Genomic DNA, 19,879 nt, shown 5'->3' with positions numbered 1-19,879 from the left:
AAATCCTCACTGAACCGCGGCCGCAGGCGCGTTCATCAAAACGATCGCAGCGGTCACCAGCATGTTGATCAGGGTCAGCGGCAGGCAGAATTTCCAGCTGAAGTCCATCACCTGGTCGTAGCGTGGGCGCGGGATCGAGGCGCGCAGCAGGACGAACAGCATGATGAAGAACGCGGTCTTCAGGGCGAACCAGACGAAGGACAGTTGCGGCAGGATGCCGAACGGGCCGTGCCAGCCACCGAAGAACAAAGTCACCAGCAATGCCGAGATCAGGATGATGCCGATGTACTCACCGACGAAGAACATGCCCCATTTCATGCCGGCATATTCAATGTGGTAACCGTCGGCCAGTTCCTGTTCCGCTTCCGGCTGGTCGAAGGGGTGACGGTGAGTCACGGCCACGCCAGCGATGAAGAAGGTACAGAAACCGAAGAACTGCGGAATGATGAACCACAGGTTCTGGGCCTGGTACTCGACGATGTCGCGCATGTTGAACGAACCGGCCTGGATCACGATGCCCATGAGCGCCAGGCCCATGAACACTTCGTAGGACACGGTCTGGGCCGAGGCCCGCAGGCTGCCCAGCAGGGCGAACTTGTTGTTGCTCGACCAGCCGGCGAACAGCACCGCATACACCGACAGGCCGGCCATGGCGAAGAAGAACAGCAGGCCGATGTTCAGGTCCGCCACGCCCCAGGTCGGGGTGATCGGGATGATCGCGAAGGCGATCAGCAAGGCGCTCATGGCCACGACCGGTGCCAGGGTGAAGATCACCTTGTCGGCAAACGGCGGCGTCCAGTCTTCCTTGAAGAACATCTTGATCATGTCGGCGGCGATCTGGAACATGCCGAACGGGCCGACGCGGTTCGGACCGTAGCGGTCCTGCCACCAGCCCAGCAGGCGACGTTCGACGAAGCTCAGCAACGCGCCGCAGACCACCACGGCCAGCAGGATCACGATGGCCTTGAGGACCGTCAGGATCACAGCGATCACTTCAGGGGTGAACCAGCTCATTGCGCTGCCTCCTGCAGACCGTCGACGGTTTTGCCGAATATCGCCGGTGGGATACCCGCCAGGCCAGCTGGCAGGGCCACCAGGCCGGCGCCCAGTTCTTCATTGATGCGCAGCGGCAGGCGCAGGGTCTGGCCGGCCACGTTCAGGCTCAGCAGGGCGCCATCGTTGACACCCAGGCGGTCGGCTTCGGACTTGGCCAGCGATACGTAGGCGGCTGGGATGCGTTCCTGCACCGGCGCGGCCTTGGAAGAGTTCTCTTCGCTGCCGAACAGGTGATGGAACGGCACGACCTGCCAGGTACCCGGTGCCGGGTTGAAGGCGCGCGGCACGCTGGCGAACCAGCTCAGGCCATCGCCCTGGCTTTCGATCAGGCGTGTGCCCGGGTCGCCGGCACGCAGGTGACCGCCGACTTCGTCCTGGAACTTGTTCCAGGCTTGCGGCGAGTTCCAGCCCGGCGACCAGGCGAATGGCACCTGGGAGCGCGGCTCGGTCGAACCCGAGTAGCCTTCCATGGAGAACGAGAACGCAGTGTCCTTGTCCTGGGAGGTACGCGGCTCATGCACGCTGATGTTCGCGCGCATGGCGGTGCGACCGCTGTAGCGCAGCGGTTCGCGCGCCAGCTTCAGGCCTTTGATGCGGAACGAGGCCGACGGTGCGGCATCGACGATCCGGGCCAGTTGCGGGTTGCTTTCGGCGCAGGCGGCGGTGGCATGGTCCAGTTGCGTCCAGTCCACCGGCTGGTTCAGCAGGGTCGAGCGCAGGGCATGCAGCCAGCGCCAGCCTTCGTGAACCAGGATGCTGGCGTCCAGGTAAGTCGGGTCGAATACCTGGAAGAAGCGCTGGGCGCGGCCTTCCTGGCTGACCAGCGTACCGTCGCCTTCGGCGAAGCTCGCCGCCGGCAGCACCAGGTGGGCGCGGTCGGTGGTGGCGGTTTTCTGATGGTCGGCGACGATCAGCACTTTCGCGGCGTTCAGGGCGGCGTCCACCCGGGCTTTGTCGGTGCGGGTGTACAGGTCGTTTTCCAGTACCACGATGGCGTCGGCGCTGCCGTCGATCACCGCTTGCAGCGCTGCGTCCACCGATTCGCCACCGAGCATGGCCAGGCCGAGGCTGTTGGCTTCCGGCACGATCAGGCTGATGGAACCGTTCTTCTCCCGCAGCTTCAAGGCCTTGGCGATGTTGGCGGCGGCTTCGATCAAGGCCTTGGAACCCAGGGAGGTGCCGGCGATGATCAGTGGGCGCTTGGCTGCCAAAAGGGCATCGGCGATGCGCTGGGCCAGGGCGGCGGCTTCGCTGTCCAGGCCGTCGACTGCCGGGGCGCTGGCGTCCAGGGCGTGGGCCACGGCGAAACCGATGCGCGCCAGGTCGTCAGGGGCGGCGTGGACGCATTCTTCGGCGACGTCGTCGAGCTTGGTTTCGGCGAGGCTGGCGATGAACAGCGGGTTCAATGCGTGCTGGCCGATGTTCTTCACGGCGGCGTCGAGCCATGGCTGTACGCGCATAGCGTCGGCCATGTCTTCAGCCTTGCCCTTGACCGACTGGCGCAGGGCCAGGGCCATGCGCGCGGCGGTCTGGGTCAGGTCTTCGCCAAGGACGAACACTGCGTCGTGGTCTTCGATGTCGCGCATCGTCGGCACGGGCAGCGGGCTGTCCTTGAGCACTTGCAGGACCAGGCGGATGCGTTCCAGCTCGCCGGCCTCGATGCCACTGTAGAAGTGCTCGGCGCCGACCAGTTCACGCAGGGCGTAGTTGCTTTCCAGGCTGGCCCGTGGCGAGCCGATGCCGACGATGTTGCGTCCGCGCAGCAGTTCGGCGGCCTTGTCCAGCGCTTCGTCCAGGCTCAGTTTGGCGCCGCCCGCCAGCAGTGGCTGGCGCGGACGATCCTTGCGGTTGACGTAGCCATAGCCGAAACGGCCACGGTCGCACAGGAAGTACTGGTTCACCGAACCGTTGAAGCGGTTCTCGATGCGACGCAGTTCACCGTAGCGCTCGCCCGGAGAAATGTTGCAACCGCTGGAGCAGCCATGGCAGATGCTCGGCGAGAATTGCATGTCCCACTTGCGGTTGTAGCGCTCGGAGTGGGTCTTGTCGGTGAACACACCGGTCGGGCAGACCTCGGTGAGGTTGCCGGAGAATTCGCTTTCCAGGGTGCCGTCTTCGACGCGACCGAAGTACACGTTGTCGTGGGCACCGAACACGCCCAGGTCGGTGCCGCCGGCGTAGTCCTTGTAGAAACGCACGCAGCGATAGCAGGCGATGCAGCGGTTCATCTCGTGGGAGATGAACGGGCCGAGGTCCTGGTTCTGGTGGGTGCGCTTGGTGAAGCGATAACGGCGCTCGTTGTGGCCGGTCATCACCGTCATGTCTTGCAGGTGGCAGTGACCGCCTTCTTCACAGACCGGGCAGTCGTGAGGGTGGTTGGTCATCAGCCATTCGACGACGCTGGCGCGAAACACTTTCGCTTCTTCGTCGTCGATGGAGATCCAGCTGCCGTCGGTGGCGGGGGTCATGCAGGACATGACGATCCGACCACGCTTGTCGTTTTCGTCGGTGTACTGCTTGACCGCGCATTGGCGACAGGCGCCTACGCTGCCAAGGGCGGGGTGCCAGCAGAAATAAGGGATGTCGAGGCCCAGGGACAGACATGCCTGTAACAGGTTGTCTGCGCCATCGACTTCGAGCTCTTTGCCGTCTACGTGGATAGTGGCCATGGTTCAAAGTTCTTCGTTGGCCCGGTGTCAGCGGGCGTGGCTAATGGAATCTTGTTATTCGTCCGAATCCAAACAGCCTGGGTAAAAGGCGTCATCGGACGAAAGGCGAAGGGCACGGACCCTTCGCCTTTTAAAGCGTCGTTACGCGCCGACCATGGTCGGCGTGACCACCTGGTTGAGATCGCCCGCGCGGGTTGGCGCGATGCCGGCCTCGAATTCAGGGCGGAAGTATTTGATCGCGCTGCCCAACGGCTCCACGGCACCCGGTGCGTGAGCACAGAAGGTCTTGCCTGGGCCGAGGAAGCCCACCAGACCCAGCAGGGTCTCGATGTCGCCGGCCTGGCCTTCGCCGTTTTCAATGGCGCGCAGCAGCTTGACGCTCCACGGCAGGCCATCGCGGCAAGGGGTGCAGAAACCGCACGACTCACGGGAGAAGAACTCTTCCATGTTGCGCAGCAGCGAGACCATGTTGACGCTGTCGTCCACCGCCATGGCCAGGCCGGTACCCATCCGGGTGCCCACCTTGGCGATGCCGCCGGCATACATTTGTGCGTCCAGGTGTTCCGGCAACAGGAAACCGGTACCGGCGCCGCCAGGCTGCCAGCACTTGAGCTTGTAGCCGTCGCGCATGCCGCCGGCGTAGTCCTCGAACAGCTCGCGACCGGTAACGCCGAATGGCAGTTCCCACAAGCCAGGGTTCTTGACCTTGCCGGAGAAGCCCATGAGCTTGGTGCCCATGTCTTCGCTGCCGTCGCGGGCCAGGGATTTGTACCAGTCCACGCCGTCGGCGATGATCGCCGGGACGTTGCACAGGGTCTCGACGTTGTTCACGCAGGTCGGCTTGCCCCACACGCCGACGGCAGCAGGGAAGGGCGGCTTGGAGCGCGGGTTGGCGCGACGGCCTTCGAGGGAGTTGATCAGCGCGGTTTCTTCACCGCAGATGTAACGCCCGGCGCCGGTGTGGACGAACAGCTCGAAATCAAAACCCGAGCCCAGGATGTTCTTGCCCAGCAGGCCGGCAGCCTTGGCTTCTTCCACGGCACGGTTCAGGTGCTTGGCGGCGGTGGTGTATTCGCCGCGCAGGAAGATATAGCCACGGTAGGTCTTCAGCGCGCGGGCGCTGATCAGCATGCCTTCGATCAGCAGATGGGGCAGTTGCTCCATCAGCATGCGGTCTTTCCAGGTGTTGGGCTCCATTTCATCCGCATTGCACAGCAGGTAGCGGATGGTGATGGATTCGTCCTTGGGCATCAGGCCCCACTTCACGCCAGTGGGGAAGCCCGCGCCGCCACGGCCCTTGAGGCCGGAGTCTTTCACGGTCTGGACGATGTCGTCCGCAGCCATGTCGGCAAACGCCTTGCGCGCCGCGGCGTAGCCGTTCTTGGCCTGGTATTCGTCCAGCCACACCGCTTCGCCGTCGTCACGCAGACGCCAGGTCAGGGGATGGGTTTCGGCCGAACGCTGGATGCGGTTGGCGGGCCCGAAGGAAGTCAGGGTCATACGTAGCCCTCCAGCAGTTTGGCGACGCCGTCAGGCTGGACGTCACCGAAGGTGTCGTCGTCGATCATCAGCGCCGGCGCCTTGTCGCAGTTGCCCAGGCAGCACACCGGCAGCAGGGTGAAGCGGCCGTCGGCGGTGGTCTGGCCCAGGCCGATGCCCAGCTTGCTCTGGATTTCGCTGACCACGGACTCGTGGCCGCCGATGTAGCAGACCATGCTGTCGCAGACGCGAATGATGTGGCGGCCCACTGGCTGGCGGAAGATCTGGCTATAGAAGGTGGCGACGCCTTCGACGTCGCTGGCCGGAATGCCAAGGATCTCGCCGATGGCGTAGAGCGCGCCATCGGGCACCCAGCCACGTTCCTTCTGGACGATCTTCAGGGCTTCGATCGACGCCGCGCGCGGGTCTTCGTAGTGATGCAGCTCGTGCTCGATGGCCGAGCGCTCGGTTTCGCTCAAGGCGAAACGGTCTGTCTGGATAAGCGTGCTGTTCATGCTTAGCGGTCCACGTCGGCCATAACGAAATCGATACTACCCAGGTACGCGATCAAGTCCGCGACCATGCTGCCTTTGATCACTGAAGGGATCTGCTGCAGGTGCGGGTAGCTTGGGGTGCGAATCCGGGTGCGGTAGCTCATGGTGCCGCCGTCGCTCGTCAGGTAATAACTGTTGATGCCCTTGGTCGCTTCGATCATCTGGAAGGATTCGTTGGCCGGCATGACCGGGCCCCACGAAACCTGCAGGAAGTGCGTGATCAGGGTCTCGATGTGTTGCAGCGTGCGCTCTTTGGGCGGCGGCGTGGTCAGCGGGTGGTCCGCCTTGTACGGGCCTTCCGGCATGTTGCGCAGGCACTGGTCGATGATCTTGATGCTCTGGCGCATTTCCTCGACGCGAACCATGCAGCGGTCGTAGGCATCGCCATTGGCCGCCAGCGGTACTTCGAATTCGAAGTTTTCATAGCCGGAGTAAGGACGCGCCTTGCGCAGGTCGAAGTCGCAACCGGTGGACCGCAGGCCGGCACCGGTGACGCCCCATTCCAGGGCTTCCTTGGTGTTGTAGGCAGCGACGCCGATGGTACGACCCTTGAGAATGCTGTTCTGCAGGGCGGCCTTGGTGTATTCGTCCAGGCGCTTGGGCATCCACTCGACGAAGTCCTTGACCAGTTTCTCCCAGCCCCGCGGCAGGTCGTGGGCAACGCCACCGATGCGGTACCAGGCCGGGTGCAGGCGGAAACCGGTGATGGCTTCGATCACCGTGTAGGCTTTCTGGCGGTCGGTGAAGGTGAAGAACACCGGGGTCATGGCGCCGACGTCCTGGATATAGGTACCCAGGAACAGCAGGTGACTGGTGATGCGGAAGAACTCGGCCATCATGATGCGGATGACGTCGACCTTCTCCGGGACCTTGATCCCGGCCAGTTTTTCCACCGACAGCACGTACGGCAGGTTGTTCATCACGCCGCCGAGGTAGTCGATACGGTCGGTGTACGGGATGAAGCTGTGCCAGGACTGGCGCTCGGCCATTTTTTCGGCACCACGGTGGTGGTAGCCGATGTCAGGCACGCAGTCGACGATCTCTTCGCCGTCCAGTTGCAGGATGATACGGAACGCACCGTGGGCCGAAGGGTGGTTCGGGCCGAGGTTGAGGAACATGTAGTCCTCGTTGGCACCCGAACGCTTCATGCCCCAGTCTTCAGGCTTGAAGCGCGCGGCTTCTTCCTCGAGCTGTTGCTTGGCCAGGGACAGGCTGAACGGGTCGAACTCGGTGGCGCGGGCCGGGAAGTCCTTGCGCAGCGGGTGACCTTCCCAGGTCGGCGGCATCATGATGCGCGACAGATGCGGGTGACCGGAGAAGTCGATCCCGAACATGTCCCACACTTCACGCTCGTACCAGTTGGCGTTCGGCCAGATGCCGGTCACGGTCGGCACGCTGAGGTCGCTCTCGGACAAGGCGACCTTGATCATTACGTCACTATTACGTTCGATCGACAGCAGGTGATAGAACACGGTGAAATCGACGCCGTCGGGCAGCCCTTGACGCTTGGTGCGCAGGCGCTCGTCCACGCCGTGCAGGTCATAGAGCATGACGTACGGCTTGGGCAGGTTGCGCAGGAAGGTCAGGACTTCGACGAGCTTGGCGCGGGCAACCCAAAGCACCGGCATGCCGGTACGGGTCGGCTGGGCTGTGAACGCCTCGGGGCCAAAACGGTTGTTCAGTTCGACGACCACATCCTGGTCGTCTGCCTTGTAAGGCGGGATGTACAGAGCACTGCCTGTAGTCATGGTTATTTATCGCTTTCGGTCAACGTAAAGAATGAAGCCAGGTTCTCGTTTCTTATGCAGAGCAGAGCTGGATCAGACTTCGTCGGGGCTGCGCAGGTTGGTGACTGCGATACGCTGTTCGCGGCGCTGTTCCTTTTGCGATGGCATCTCGGCGCGATAGACGCCTTGATCGCCAACGACCCAGGACAGCGGGCGACGCTCCTGGCCAATCGACTCCTGCAACAGCATCAAGCCTTGCAGGAACGCTTCAGGGCGAGGGGGGCAGCCAGGCACGTAGACGTCCACGGGCAGGAACTTGTCCACCCCTTGAACGACGGAGTAGATGTCGTACATGCCACCGGAGTTGGCGCACGAACCCATGGAGATGACCCACTTGGGTTCGAGCATTTGCTCGTAGAGGCGCTGGATGATCGGCGCCATCTTGATGAAGCAGGTACCGGCGATAACCATGAAATCCGCCTGGCGTGGCGATGCCCGGATAACCTCGGCGCCAAAGCGCGCGATGTCGTGGGGCGCCGTGAAGGCGGTGGTCATTTCCACGTAGCAGCACGAAAGGCCGAAGTTGTACGGCCACAGGGAGTTCTTGCGACCCCAGTTGACCGTGCTGTTCAGCACGTCTTCGAGCTTGCCCATGAAGATGTTTTTGTGGACTTGATCTTCTAACGGATCAGCGACGGTTTCCCGCTCGCCAATCGGATACTGCTCGTTAGGAGCATCGGGGTCGATCCTGGTGAGATTGTATTGCATTGCCAAAGCCTCATTGTTTCAGCTTCGCTTGCCGCTTGCGCCGAGCTTCCGGAGCCCAATCAAGTGCCCCCACCCGGTAAAGGTAGACAAGACCTGCCAACAGAATTGCTATGAAAACGAGAGCTTCGACGAATCCGGTCCAGCCGCTTTCGCGGACGGACACAGACCATGCAAAGAGAAAGAGGGCTTCGATATCGAAGATCACGAACAGCATCGCGACCAGATAGAATTTGGCTGAGAGCCGCAAGCGGGCGCCACCGGTAGGTAGCATGCCGGACTCGAACGGTTCATTTTTGCTGCGGCCCCAGGCTTTTGACCCAAGCAGGCTCGACACGCCGAGCATGAAAGCACACAGGCCAACGACGCCCAGAAGGAAAATGGCAAAGCCCCAGTTGTGGGCCATGAGTCCTGTCGCTTCGGACATGCTGGAAATCCTTAACAGAGAGCAAAGGTCTCTGAGCTTGAATGAAATAACGCAGTGACGATATGTCGCAGCAATCAATCGCGGTGATTTTATGGCTAAACACCGGGCAAGTAAAATTCCTATAGCGAAATTATTTATTGGAATAAGGACATAGCGCGCCCCCAAGACCCTGCAGCCCAGGCCCCATGGGCATTGGCCGACTATCCATTAATAATATTTCGTGCGGAATGCAACAATGATAATGACTTCCAAATGATAATTGTTATTGTTTGTGGCGGCCTTTCTACGCTGCACTTAGTGCCGTGCCTGAGGGGCTGTCTTACATCGCCGCTACTGCAGTTGTCAGCGTCGGACGTTTTACTCCTTTTCGGACTGCCCAATACTGCGTTCGATCAATTTTTCTATCCGTGCGCCGAAGTTTTGTCGGGGAGGGCCCATGCAGGTCGGATCTGCATGGGGACTGCTCCTGTGGGAGTCAAGCTTGCCCGCGATCCCGGCAACGCGGTCCCGAGGCAGACTGCATTCGCTCTTCGCGGACAAGCCTGACTCCCACAGTTGCAGGCTTGCTCTTACAGCGTAGGTCGCTTCAAAAAAAACGGGTGAAAAAACCGGGTGCTCAGATCAATGTTGCTCAGGCGGCCCGCGCACAGCCTGTGGCCAGGGGATTTGCGCATTAAGCGACACCGTTTTTGCGAGCGAAAATTGGCACGAGATTGGCCTAAGGTCTTGAACGAGTGATATCAAATGGCTATCTTTGTGGTTCATTCATCTAATCATCTATATCAATATTGGTTAGATTTCCGCTCCCTTCTTATATAGCCGCGTCAATTTTCATCGTTCGCGGCTGATACCAAAGGAATGTCATGAACTCTCGGATCGCGAATATGAGCGTTATGCTCAAGCTGGCTTTGGGCTTTGCTGTTGTGCTGCTTTTGACCGCTATTGTCGCCGCGACCGGCTGGTTCAGCCTGGGGAAAATGATCGAGCGCACTGATCGAATGACCAGCATCACCGAGCTCGGCAACCGTCTAGATCACCTGCGCAGGGCGCGCTTGCAGTACCAGTTGGACAGGGGTGATGAACAAAAGGGTGCATTGATCCAGGCTTCGCTGGAGCAGTTCGTCACCCAGCAGAAAATCCTGGCAAAAGAGCTGAAGAAACCTGAAAACCTGAACAAACTTGCGCTGATCGAGCAGGCCAGCACGCAGTATCAAGTGGCACTGAATACGATGCGCGAGGCTTATCGCAATGACGCAGCCATGCGCAAGGAGATGGGCGTCAATGCGGTCAAGGGCGCCGCGCTGATTGCCCAGGTCATCACTGACGTAGAAGCGATGCCTGCCTCGGATGAGCGCTTTGACCTTTATAAGCTCATCCTCAAGGCCAAGGAGGACGTGGCGCTGGTGCGTTATGAAGTGCGTGGCTATACCGGCAACCCCAACAGCGCCACCGAACAAGCCGCCACCCGCCAGCTCGAAAATGCGTTCAAGAGCATCGAAACACTCAAGAGCGCTTTTGGTCCCACCTATACCGACACCATCAAGCAACTGGAAACCGCGTTGATTGCTTACCGCCGTTCGGTGCAGGACTTCACTGCCAGTAATCAGGCCATTGGCAGGGCCGTGCAGGACACCATCGATTTGGGCGAAACCATCACCCGCCTGACCGATGAAATGTATGCCAGCCAACTGGTCTCCCGTGACGAAGACAGCGCCCAGGCCCGCGTCCTGCAACTGAGCTGCACCGCCTTGGCGATGTTGCTGGGGATTTTTGCCGCCCTGATCATCACGCGCCAGATTACGCGGCCGTTGCAGGACACATTGGCTGTGGTCGATCGCATTGCCGCAGGGGACCTCACGCAACACATGATCGTGACTCGTCGTGATGAGCTGGGTGTCTTGCAGCAAGGTATCGAGCGCATGGGCACCACCTTGCGTGACCTGATCGGTGGCATCCGCGATGGCGTCACCCAAATCGCCAGTGCCGCCGAAGAGCTATCGGCTGTCACCGAGCAGACCAGTGCCGGGGTCAATAGCCAGAAAATCGAGACCGATCAGGTGGCGACCGCCATGCACGAAATGTCGGTCACCGTGCATGAAGTCGCGCGTAATGCCGAACAAGCTTGCGCAGCTGCATCAGAGGCCGATGCACAAGCCCGTATTGGCGACCAAGTGGTTGCGCAGGCCATCGTTCAGATCGAGCGCTTGGCCAGTGAGGTCGGGCGCTCGGTCGAAGCCATGAACGAGCTGGAGCAAGAAAGTGGGCGCATCGGCAAGATCATGGACGTGATCAGGGCGGTGGCTGAGCAGACCAACTTGCTGGCCCTTAACGCCGCCATTGAGGCTGCTCGCGCAGGTGACGCGGGGCGCGGTTTTGCCGTGGTCGCCGACGAAGTACGTGGGCTGGCCCAGCGTACCCAGCATTCCACCGAAGAGATTGAAAGCCTGGTGGCGGGTTTGCAGAACGGCACGCGCCAGGTATCGAGTATCATGCAAAACAGCCGTGAACTGACCGACAGCAGCGTGGAGTTGGCCTCCAAGGCCGGCACCTCCCTGGGCAATATCACCCAGGCGGTTTCTGGCATTCAGTCCATGAACCAGCAGATTGCCGCCGCCGCGGTGCAACAAAGCTCGGTGGCCGAGGAAATCAGCCGGAGTGTCCTGAACGTGCGCGATGTATCCGAACAGACCGCCTCGGCCAGCGAAGAAACCGCAGCCTCCAGCATCGAACTGGCGCGCCTGGGTAACCAGTTGCAGCAGTTGGTCAGTCACTTCAAAGTGTGAAAGCCGGGCTTGACGATCCACGTTGTCGGGGAACAGCAGGCGAAAAAAAGCCCCGAACCAGTCGGGGCGTCAGATCGTCGGCTTTGCGGTTAGCTTTTATTCGGTCCGCAAGGGCCGTTTACCGCGTGGATCAGTGGAACTGTTCTTCTTCGGTGGAACCGGTCAGTGCGGTCACCGACGAAGCGCCGCCCTGGATCACGGTGGTCATGTCGTCGAAGTAGCCGGTGCCCACTTCCTGCTGGTGCGCCACGAAGGTGTAGCCCTTGGCGGCGTCAGCGAACTCCTGCTCTTGCAGTTTCACGTAGGCGGTCATGTCGTTGCGGGCGTAGTCGTGCGCCAGGTTAAACATGCTGTGCCACATGTTGTGGATGCCGGCCAGGGTGATGAACTGGTGCTTGTAGCCCATGGCGGACAGCTCGCGCTGGAACTTGGCGATGGTCGCGTCGTCCAGGTTTTTCTTCCAGTTGAAGGAAGGCGAGCAGTTGTACGACAGGATCTGGTCCGGGTATTCCTTCTTGATCGCTTCGGCAAAGCGACGGGCTTCGTCCAGGTCTGGCTTGGCGGTTTCGCACCAGATCAGGTCAGCGTATGGCGCGTAGGCCAGGCCGCGGGCGATAGCCTGGTCGAGGCCGGCGCGCACCTTGTAGAAACCTTCCGGGGTACGGGTGCCGGTCACGAACGGTTGGTCGTACGGGTCGCAGTCGGAGGTCAGCAGGTCAGCGGCGTTGGCGTCGGTACGGGCCAGGATGATGGTCGGCACGCCAGCGACGTCGGCAGCCAGGCGAGCAGCGGTCAGCTTCTGCACGGCTTCCTGGGTAGGAACCAGTACCTTGCCGCCCATGTGGCCGCATTTCTTCACCGAAGCCAGTTGGTCTTCGAAGTGAACGCCAGCGGCGCCTGCTTCGATCATGCTCTTCATCAGCTCGTAGGCGTTCAGGACGCCGCCGAAACCGGCTTCGGCGTCAGCCACGATCGGCGCGAAGTAGTCGATGTAGCCTTCGTCGCCCGGGTTCTTGCCGGCTTTCCACTGGATCTGGTCGGCACGACGGAACGAGTTGTTGATGCGCTTGACCACGGTTGGAACCGAATCCACCGGGTACAGCGACTGGTCGGGGTACATGGACTCGGCGGAGTTGTTGTCCGCGGCCACTTGCCAGCCCGACAGGTAGATCGCCTGGATGCCGGCCTTGACTTGCTGCACGGCTTGGCCGCCGGTCAGGGCGCCCATGCAGTTGACGAAATCTTTCTCGGGACGGAAGGCTGGCTTGGCGCCCTGGGTGACCAGGTTCCAGAGCTTCTCGGCGCCCATTTTCGCAAAGGTGTGCTCAGGTTGAACCGAGCCACGCAGACGGACGACGTCAGCAGCGGAATAATTGCGCTTCACGCCTTTCCAGCGCGGGTTTTCAGCCCAGTCTTTTTCAAGGGCTGCAATTTGCTGTTCGCGTGTCAGTGCCATGGAGATAAACCTCGTCGCATAGGTCTTGGTGGAAAATTCCTGCTCCTGCCGACCAGGGGTTGGCGTACAAGTCGGTTCAGGCGGGGAGGCGACGGGATGAACGATGGGCTCGAGGGGAAAGTGAGCAGGTAGGGGCGGACTGCGGGCGCATTCGGGCGTCGTGGGCCTTTAATACGAACTCAGAGTGATGCCGGGTTACCTAGTTACGCTTCCGTCCCTCGGGACAACTTCGTTCCAGTCGCAACCTCGTCAAACACACCTTGTGGGCGGTACAGACACGAATCGGCTCGCAGGGTAGTTGCAAGCGTCGACCCGAAGGCCCTTGCCAGGGCCCCTGATTAGCGGGAGCGAGGCCATCATGCCTTCGGTTTTTTGGCTCGTCAAACGTTTTGTAGTGCTTTTTTTGTAGCACTACATCTTTGGTCTAATACGACTCATCAGTCAGTTTTTGGTGCTTCAGTTCAGGGTATCGACCTTGACCCGCAAAATCATGTCATCGCGGCCCTGGGTCGAGTAGCTGCGGGTCAGACCCTGTTTGTCGGCCTGATTCTGGCGATTGACCCCGGCCAGGGTGATCCATTCGCCCAGGCGACCGCTGACGGTTGTGTCGGTACTTTGAACGTTCACTACATCGGGACGTTCCTGGCTCATGCGGTCACGGTTGGTACTGATGCTCAGATGAACGGTCTCACCGGTGACGCTGGCGGTGACATAAAAACCCTGGGTGACGTTGCGGTATTCGGTCTGGCTTTGCATGCGCCCATAGGTGTCGGTCTGGGTGCTGGTGAACGGCACGCTCTGGCCCACCTGGATCAACGCCGGTTGGCCTTCGCTGGCTTGTACCTGCTGCACGCCGCCTTCACGGCTGGCGGTGCTGCGATTGATGATGCGGGTCTGGCTGGGGGCGGCACCGTTGATCGAATAGCCCTGGTCGCCCTGCAGGTTGTTTTCGTTGGTGTCGACGGTGATCAGCAGGCGCTTGGGAGCGGTATCCAATTGGGCGAGGAATTGCCGGAGTTCTTCGATTTTGCCGGGCTCGGCATTGACGATCAGTTGGTTGCCGTAGGCGCTGACCTGGCCGTCCTTGCCGATGAAATTCTGCGCCACCGGCAGCAGGTCGGCGCTGGTGCGGTAGTTCAGCGGCACGACTTGCGTGTCGGCCATGACCGACAGGCTGCAACCGAGCAGCAGAGTGGTAAGCAGGGTGCGTAAGGACATGTCCATTTCTCCGCGAGACAAAGGCTTGATATTGCCAGTTTGTCGGCCCGGGATGGGGCAAGTTGAATGGTAGACGGCAAAACGCCCCGGCATCGGAGGATGGCGGGGCGTTTTATGGTGCTGATGATGCTTTTGTGGCGAGGGGATTTATCCCCGTTGGGCTGCGAAGCAGCCCCAACAAGCTAATTGCGTCAACCTGGCACACCACAGTGACTGACTTGAGGGCTGCTGCGCAGCCCAGCGGGGCGGTGCGACGTTTCGCTAAATCCCCTCGCCACAGGGTTTCAGGTGGAATGGCGAACCATGTCCACATGGGGAATTCCGGCTTCCAGGAACTCCTCACTGACCACGGCAAAACCCAGGCGCTCATAGAACGGTGTGGCATGCACCTGGGCGCTGAGCATCTGTTGCTTGAGCCCGCGTTTCTCGGCTTCGGCGATCACGGCGTGCATCAGCGCGTCACCCACCTTCAGGCCGCGCCAGTCCTTGAGGACCGAGACGCGACCGATATGGCCGTCAGTCAACAGGCGAGCGGTGCCAATGGGGAAGTCGCCTTCAAACGCCAGAAAATGCACCGCGCCCTGATCATCGGCATCCCATTCCAGCTCAGGCGGAACGGACTGCTCGGCAATGAACACGGTTTCACGAATGCGCCGGATCTCGGCGTTATCCTTTTGCCAGTCTGCGACACGAACGTGAATTTTATTCATCAGCGAACCCCAGGCTGCCTTGCTTGACCAGCTCGCAGACCAGGCCGCGACCGTCTTCATCGGCCAACCACGGGCCAAGGTTCTCGATGTGCAGGGCGTCGGCGGCGCAGATCATTTTCAGCAGTTCGCGCAGCTTGCCCGGCAGGTAACGGCTCTGGCCGCTGGCGAACAGCAGCAGGTCATCATCGACTTCCGACCAGGCCAGGCGCGCACTCGGATTGCGAATGATCACTGCACCTTGTTCCAGGCTGGCCAGCAGGTCGTCTTCTTCCAGCTCCGGGCCCACCACCAGTTCCGGGTAGCGCGGCTCGGTCATGAACTGGCCGAACCAGGTCAGCAGCAGGCGTTCGTCGCTCATGTGTTCGGCCAGCAGGCCCTTGAGGCGGTCGAGAGCGTCCTGCTGGATCTGGTGCGGGTCGGCTACAGGGCGTGCGTCGGCGTCGGTGTAGCGTTCTTCGTCCGGCAGGAACTGGCTGAGGAAGTCGGTGAAATGGGTCAGTACTTCGGCGGCGCTAGGCGCACGGAAACCCACCGAGTAGGTCATGCAGTCGTCCACGGCCACGCCACAGTGAGCCAGGCGCGGCGGCAGGTAGAGCATGTCGCCCGGTTCCAGGATCCATTCGTCGGTGGCTTCGAATTCGGCGAGAATGCGCAGGTCGGCGTGTTGCAGCAGCGGGCTCTCGGAGTCGCACATCTGGCCGATTTTCCAGTTGCGCTGGCCATGGCCTTGCAGCAGGAACACGTCATAGTTATCGAAGTGCGGGCCCACGCTGCCACCCGGGGCGGCGAAGCTGATCATCACATCGTCGATGCGCCAGCTCGGCAGGAAGCGGAAGTTCTCAAGCAGCTCGCTGACTTCCGGTACGAACTGATCGACAGCCTGTACCAGCAGGGTCCACTCGCGCTCTGGCAACTTGCTGAATTCGTCTTCGGCGAACGGGCCGCGCCGCAGTTCCCAAGGGCGCTCGCCGTGCTCGATCACCAGGCGCGATTCGACTTCTTCTTCCAGGGCCAGGCCGGCCAGTTCGTCGGCGTCGATGGGGCTTTGGAAGTCAGGAATCGCCTGACGGATCAGCAGCGGTTTTTTCTGCCAGTAGTCGCGCAGGAACTCCCGTGCCGTAATGCCGCCCAGGAGTTGCAGAGGAATATCAGGATTCATGTGTAACCTATTGAAAAAATATACTTTTCAGCCGCGAATAAAAACGCCCGGCGCGGCCGGGCGTCTCAAAGGTAAAGCCGTGGATCAGATGCGCTTGGCTTGTGCCGCTGCGTTGCCGATGTAGCTGGCCGGCGTCAGCTTTTTCAGCTCGGCGCGAGCGTCGGCAGGCATGTCCAGGCCATCGATGAAAGTCTGCAACGCTTCAGGGCTGATGCCCTTGCCACGGGTCAGTTCTTTCAGCTTTTCATACGGGTTTTCGATGTTGTAGCGACGCATCACGGTCTGGATCGGCTCGGCCAGGACTTCCCAGCATGCGTCCAGGTCGGCGGCGATCTTCTGCTCGTTCAGTTCCAGCTTGCTGATGCCCTTGAGGCTGGCTTCGTAGGCAATGACGCTGTGGGCAAAGCCCACGCCCAGGTTGCGCAGTACGGTGGAATCGGTCAGGTCGCGCTGCCAGCGGGAGATCGGCAGTTTGCTCGCCAGGTGCTGGAACAGCGCGTTGGCGATGCCCAGGTTGCCTTCGGAGTTTTCGAAGTCGATCGGGTTGACCTTGTGCGGCATGGTCGAGGAACCGATTTCGCCGGCGATGGTGCGCTGCTTGAAGTAACCCAGGGAGATGTAGCCCCAGATGTCACGGTCGAAGTCGATCAGGATGGTGTTGAAACGGGCGATCGCGTCGAACAGCTCGGCGATGTAGTCGTGCGGTTCGATCTGGGTGGTGTACGGGTTGAAGCTCAGGCCCAGCTCGTCTTCGATGAAGGCGCGGGCGTTGGCTTCCCAGTCGATGTCCGGGTAGGCCGACAAGTGGGCGTTGTAGTTGCCCACGGCACCGTTGATCTTGCCCAGCAGCGGCACGGCGGCAACCTGGGCGATCTGGCGCTCCAGGCGGTACACCACGTTCGCCAGTTCCTTGCCCAGGGTGGTCGGCGAAGCCGGTTGACCGTGGGTGCGCGACAGCATCGGCACGTCGGCGAAGCGGATCGCCAGCTCGCGGATGGCCTGGGCGGTCTGGCGCATCAGCGGCAGCATCACCTCATCACGGCCTTCGCGCAGCATCAGGGCGTGGGACAGGTTGTTGATGTCCTCGCTGGTGCAGGCGAAGTGGATGAACTCGCTGACGTTGGCCAGTTCTGGCAGTTTGGCCGCCTGCTCCTTGAGCAGGTATTCGATGGCCTTGACGTCGTGGTTGGTGGTGCGCTCGATCTCTTTGACGCGCTCGGCGTGCTCCAGCACAAAGTTTTCTGCCAGGGCGTTCAGCACCGCGTTGGCTTCGGCGGAAAACGCCGGCACTTCGCTGATGGCAGGATGGGCGGCCAGGCGCTGGAGCCAGCGTACTTCAACCAGGACGCGGGCACGGATCAAGCCGTACTCGCTGAAAATCGGGCGCAGGGCCTGGGTTTTGCCGGCGTAGCGGCCGTCAACAGGGGAAACCGCAGTGAGCGAAGAGAGCTGCATGGGGTGTTCTCGGACAGTCGGGCAACGAAATGGGGCGCGTATCATACATGAAAACAATCGCCGGTTCGTCGCCAACTGACCGGCGTATTACGCGTAACGAACTACAAAAACGGGTTGAGGCGACTTATTCGTTGCGCATCAACGGGTAAAGCTCTTTAAGCAATTTGCGCCGGCTGATCACCAGTTGCCAGCGATGGCCGCCCAACTGCCGCCACAGCCGTGCCGAACGAATCCCGGCCAGCAACAGGGCGCGGATCTTCGAGGCATTGCTCGGTTGCTGCAGGTTGCGCATGTCGCCGTGCACCTGGATGCGCTGGCGCAAGGTGCTCAGGGTGTCCTGGTACAGCGCGCCGCAGGCCGCGACGACGTTTTCGTGGGACGGGCCGAAGTGCTCGACCTGGGACTGGATCTGCGGCAAGCGTTTGCCGATGGTCTCCAGCAGGTCGTCGCGCTTGGCCAGCTGGCGCTCAAGCCCCAGCATCGACAAGGCGTAGCGCAGCGGTTCGCGTTGCAGGGCGCTGGGATCGCGTTCCAGGGCGCCGATCAGGGCGCGATAGCCTTCACGCAGGTTCAAATCGTCGCCGCCGTAGACCTCCAGGGTGTCCTTGGGGTCGCGAACCAGCAGGCTGCCGAGCATGCAGGCCACGCCCGCCTCGGTGGCCTGGCCGGTCTTGGCAATCCTGTCCACCAGCACGGCGGCGAGAAACACCCCACCCAATGCTGTCAGTTGTTCCTGGATGGGGGTCATGCCTTGCTGCTCCAGGGTTCCGCGACTTCGATCACGCCGCCGCCCAGGCAGACTTCGCCGTCATAGAACACCACGGACTGGCCGGGCGTGACCGCCCGCTGCGGGTCATCGAAGGTGGCACGGTAGCCCGTGGCGGTTTTTTCCAGGGTGCAGGGCTGGTCGCTTTGGCGGTAGCGAACCTTGGCCGTCAGGCGACGTGGTTCGCTGAGGTCGATCGGGTTGACCCAATAGATGTCGGAAGCGAGCAGGGCGCGGGAAAACAACCAGGGATGGTCGTTGCCCTGGCCGACGATCAGCTCGTTGTGCTCCAGGTCCTTGACCAGCACGTACCACGGCTCTTCGCCAGCGTCTTTCAAGCCGCCGATGCCCAGGCCCTGGCGCTGGCCGATGGTGTGGTACATCAGGCCATGGTGGCGGCCGATGACTTCGCCTTCGGTGGTCTTGATCTCGCCTGGCTGGGCCGGCAGGTATTGCTTGAGGAAGTCGCTGAAGCGGCGCTCACCGATAAAGCAGATCCCGGTGGAATCCTTCTTCTTGGCGGTGGCGAGCTGGTGTTTTTCGGCGATTGCGCGCACTTCGGGCTTTTCCAGTTCGCCAACCGGGAACAGGGTCTTGGCGATCTGTTCGCCGCCGACGGCATGCAGGAAGTAGCTCTGGTCCTTGTTCGGGTCCAGGCCCTTGAGCAATTCAGTACGGCCGTCGATGTCGCGGCGACGCACGTAGTGGCCGGTGGCGATCAGGTCTGCGCCGAGCATCATGGCGTAGTCGAGGAACGCCTTGAACTTGATTTCGCGGTTGCACAGGATGTCCGGGTTCGGCGTGCGGCCGGCCTTGTATTCGGCCAGGAAGTGCTCGAACACGTTGTCCCAGTACTCGGCGGCGAAGTTGGCGGTGTGCAGCTTGATGCCGATCTTGTCGCACACCGCCTGGGCATCCGCGAGGTCGTCCATGGCGGTGCAGTATTCGGTTCCGTCGTCTTCTTCCCAGTTCTTCATGAACAGGCCTTCCACCTCATAACCCTGCTCGATCAGCAGAAGGGCGGAAACGGAAGAGTCCACGCCGCCGGACATGCCGACAATGACGCGCTGCTTGGATGTGTCAGAAGGAGCTGGATCACGCATAGGAGTTTCAATGAGTGTCTTGAAAAAGGACGCGATTCTATCAGGCCCGGGCGCGCAAGGCTAAAGAGAAGGACGGATCAGCGTCAGACTGTGGCGATGGCCGGCCAGATAATCGTCGATGCAGCGGATGATCAGCTCGCTGCGCCAGTGCCCGCGCTGTTCGAGCAGCTCGTCGCGAGTCAGCCATTTGGCGCCCAGGATGCCGTCGTCCAGTTGATAGCCGGGGCGATGGTTCAAGGCCTTGGCGGCGAAACAGACCCGCTGGTAGGTCACGCCGTTGCTGGGGGCGGTGTACAGGTAGATGCCCACCACGCTGGTGGGTTCGACGTCCCAGCCGGTTTCTTCCAGGGTTTCGCGCACCGCGGCTTCGATCAGCGTTTCGTCCGGGTCCAGATGACCGGCGGGCTGGTTGAGTACCGCTCGTCCGCCCTTGGATTCTTCCACCATCAGGAAGCGGCCGTGGTCTTCGACGATGGTGGCGACGGTGATGTGGGGTTTCCAGTCCATGGGGGTTCCTCTGGTTCTCAGATTGGAATGCGGGCCATTGTGGGA

The 19,879-nt window shown here is 61.2% G+C and carries 16 protein-coding genes and 1 pseudogene; 2 read left to right on the top strand and 15 right to left on the bottom strand.

The window, feature by feature from the left end:
• Positions 1–6: 6 nt before the first annotated feature.
• The 7 genes from nuoH to PSH86_RS19620 form a co-directional block, all read right to left on the bottom strand.
• Entirely contained in the window at positions 7–1,014 is a 1,008-nt protein-coding gene (gene nuoH / locus PSH86_RS19650) for an NADH-quinone oxidoreductase subunit NuoH (RefSeq protein WP_025212983.1), read from the bottom strand.
• Positions 1,011–3,725, bottom strand: a complete 2,715-nt coding sequence (gene nuoG / locus PSH86_RS19645) for an NADH-quinone oxidoreductase subunit NuoG (protein WP_176689465.1) — start codon at positions 3,723–3,725, stop codon at positions 1,011–1,013. Before nuoG ends, nuoH begins: the two co-directional genes overlap by 4 nt.
• Before the next feature lie 141 nt (positions 3,726–3,866).
• Positions 3,867–5,225, bottom strand: a complete 1,359-nt coding sequence (gene nuoF, locus PSH86_RS19640) for an NADH-quinone oxidoreductase subunit NuoF (protein WP_109755559.1) — start codon at positions 5,223–5,225, stop codon at positions 3,867–3,869.
• Positions 5,222–5,719 carry an NADH-quinone oxidoreductase subunit NuoE gene (nuoE, locus tag PSH86_RS19635; protein WP_109755558.1) on the bottom strand — a complete coding sequence of 166 codons (498 nt, stop codon included), beginning with the start codon at positions 5,717–5,719 and terminating at the stop codon, positions 5,222–5,224. Before nuoE ends, nuoF begins: the two co-directional genes overlap by 4 nt.
• Positions 5,720–5,721: 2 nt before the next feature.
• Positions 5,722–7,506: an NADH-quinone oxidoreductase subunit C/D gene (gene nuoC / locus PSH86_RS19630; protein ID WP_305484427.1), complete on the bottom strand. Its 1,785-nt coding sequence runs from the start codon at positions 7,504–7,506 to the stop codon at positions 5,722–5,724.
• Positions 7,507–7,578: 72 nt separating this feature from the next.
• The gene (locus PSH86_RS19625; RefSeq protein WP_003180065.1) at positions 7,579–8,253 is read right to left on the bottom strand and encodes an NADH-quinone oxidoreductase subunit B family protein; all 675 of its coding nucleotides are present in this window, start codon (positions 8,251–8,253) and stop codon (positions 7,579–7,581) included.
• A gap of 10 nt (positions 8,254–8,263) precedes the next feature.
• A complete protein-coding gene (locus tag PSH86_RS19620) occupies positions 8,264–8,677 on the bottom strand; it encodes an NADH-quinone oxidoreductase subunit A (RefSeq protein WP_003203367.1) in 414 nt (137 codons plus the stop codon).
• A gap of 863 nt (positions 8,678–9,540) precedes the next feature.
• Here PSH86_RS19620 and PSH86_RS30675 point away from each other — a divergent pair.
• A pseudogene (locus PSH86_RS30675) lies at positions 9,541–10,557 on the top strand (methyl-accepting chemotaxis protein); the annotation flags it as partial.
• Positions 10,543–11,460: a methyl-accepting chemotaxis protein gene (locus PSH86_RS30670; protein WP_370873823.1), complete on the top strand. Its 918-nt coding sequence runs from the start codon at positions 10,543–10,545 to the stop codon at positions 11,458–11,460. The pseudogene PSH86_RS30675 and the gene PSH86_RS30670, both read left to right, overlap by 15 nt.
• A 130-nt stretch (positions 11,461–11,590) precedes the next feature.
• Here PSH86_RS30670 and aceA read toward each other — a convergent pair whose 3' ends face one another.
• The 8 genes from aceA to PSH86_RS19575 form a co-directional block, all read right to left on the bottom strand.
• Positions 11,591–12,916: an isocitrate lyase gene (aceA, locus tag PSH86_RS19610; RefSeq protein ID WP_109755556.1), complete on the bottom strand. Its 1,326-nt coding sequence runs from the start codon at positions 12,914–12,916 to the stop codon at positions 11,591–11,593.
• Between the two features lie 456 nt (positions 12,917–13,372).
• A complete protein-coding gene (locus PSH86_RS19605) occupies positions 13,373–14,134 on the bottom strand; it encodes a secretin N-terminal domain-containing protein (protein WP_116832849.1) in 762 nt (253 codons plus the stop codon).
• 284 nt (positions 14,135–14,418) lie between these two features.
• Positions 14,419–14,844 (bottom strand): GNAT family N-acetyltransferase, encoded by a 426-nt coding sequence (locus PSH86_RS19600; RefSeq protein ID WP_116832848.1) that lies wholly within the window; start codon positions 14,842–14,844, stop codon positions 14,419–14,421.
• Entirely contained in the window at positions 14,837–16,003 is a 1,167-nt protein-coding gene (locus PSH86_RS19595; RefSeq protein ID WP_116832847.1) for a cupin domain-containing protein, read from the bottom strand. Before PSH86_RS19595 ends, PSH86_RS19600 begins: the two co-directional genes overlap by 8 nt.
• 84 nt (positions 16,004–16,087) lie before the next feature.
• Positions 16,088–17,458, bottom strand: a complete 1,371-nt coding sequence (gene purB / locus PSH86_RS19590; RefSeq protein ID WP_212801148.1) for an adenylosuccinate lyase — start codon at positions 17,456–17,458, stop codon at positions 16,088–16,090.
• Between the two features lie 124 nt (positions 17,459–17,582).
• Positions 17,583–18,206: a high frequency lysogenization protein HflD gene (gene hflD / locus PSH86_RS19585; protein WP_003203353.1), complete on the bottom strand. Its 624-nt coding sequence runs from the start codon at positions 18,204–18,206 to the stop codon at positions 17,583–17,585.
• Positions 18,203–19,327, bottom strand: coding sequence for a tRNA 2-thiouridine(34) synthase MnmA (gene mnmA / locus PSH86_RS19580; protein ID WP_109755552.1), 1,125 nt, complete (start codon positions 19,325–19,327; stop codon positions 18,203–18,205). Before mnmA ends, hflD begins: the two co-directional genes overlap by 4 nt.
• 60 nt (positions 19,328–19,387) lie before the next feature.
• A complete protein-coding gene (locus tag PSH86_RS19575; RefSeq protein WP_109755551.1) occupies positions 19,388–19,834 on the bottom strand; it encodes an NUDIX hydrolase in 447 nt (148 codons plus the stop codon).
• Between the last annotated feature and the right edge of the window lie 45 nt (positions 19,835–19,879).

It is taken from the genome of Pseudomonas sp. FP2300, from assembly GCF_030687595.1.
In the GTDB taxonomy this organism is placed as follows: Bacteria; Pseudomonadota; Gammaproteobacteria; order Pseudomonadales; family Pseudomonadaceae; genus Aquipseudomonas; species Aquipseudomonas bijieensis.
This window is presented reverse-complemented; position numbering and strand designations above follow the sequence as displayed.

Coding starts and splice junctions, on each gene's coding strand:
- purB (WP_212801148.1), bottom strand. CDS start 17,458: ATGCAGCTCTCTTCGCTCACTGCGGTTTCCCCTGTTGACGGCCGCTAC.
- PSH86_RS19600 (WP_116832848.1), bottom strand. CDS start 14,844: ATGAATAAAATTCACGTTCGTGTCGCAGACTGGCAAAAGGATAACGCC.
- nuoC (WP_305484427.1), bottom strand. CDS start 7,506: ATGACTACAGGCAGTGCTCTGTACATCCCGCCTTACAAGGCAGACGAC.
- nuoF (WP_109755559.1), bottom strand. CDS start 5,225: ATGACCCTGACTTCCTTCGGGCCCGCCAACCGCATCCAGCGTTCGGCC.
- nuoG (WP_176689465.1), bottom strand. CDS start 3,725: ATGGCCACTATCCACGTAGACGGCAAAGAGCTCGAAGTCGATGGCGCA.
- nuoH (WP_025212983.1), bottom strand. CDS start 1,014: ATGAGCTGGTTCACCCCTGAAGTGATCGCTGTGATCCTGACGGTCCTC.
- PSH86_RS19575 (WP_109755551.1), bottom strand. CDS start 19,834: ATGGACTGGAAACCCCACATCACCGTCGCCACCATCGTCGAAGACCAC.
- aceA (WP_109755556.1), bottom strand. CDS start 12,916: ATGGCACTGACACGCGAACAGCAAATTGCAGCCCTTGAAAAAGACTGG.
- PSH86_RS30670 (WP_370873823.1), top strand. CDS start 10,543: ATGATCGTGACTCGTCGTGATGAGCTGGGTGTCTTGCAGCAAGGTATC.
- PSH86_RS19625 (WP_003180065.1), bottom strand. CDS start 8,253: ATGCAATACAATCTCACCAGGATCGACCCCGATGCTCCTAACGAGCAG.
- hflD (WP_003203353.1), bottom strand. CDS start 18,206: ATGACCCCCATCCAGGAACAACTGACAGCATTGGGTGGGGTGTTTCTC.
- nuoE (WP_109755558.1), bottom strand. CDS start 5,719: ATGAACAGCACGCTTATCCAGACAGACCGTTTCGCCTTGAGCGAAACC.
- PSH86_RS19595 (WP_116832847.1), bottom strand. CDS start 16,003: ATGAATCCTGATATTCCTCTGCAACTCCTGGGCGGCATTACGGCACGG.
- mnmA (WP_109755552.1), bottom strand. CDS start 19,327: ATGCGTGATCCAGCTCCTTCTGACACATCCAAGCAGCGCGTCATTGTC.
- PSH86_RS19605 (WP_116832849.1), bottom strand. CDS start 14,134: ATGTCCTTACGCACCCTGCTTACCACTCTGCTGCTCGGTTGCAGCCTG.
- PSH86_RS19620 (WP_003203367.1), bottom strand. CDS start 8,677: ATGTCCGAAGCGACAGGACTCATGGCCCACAACTGGGGCTTTGCCATT.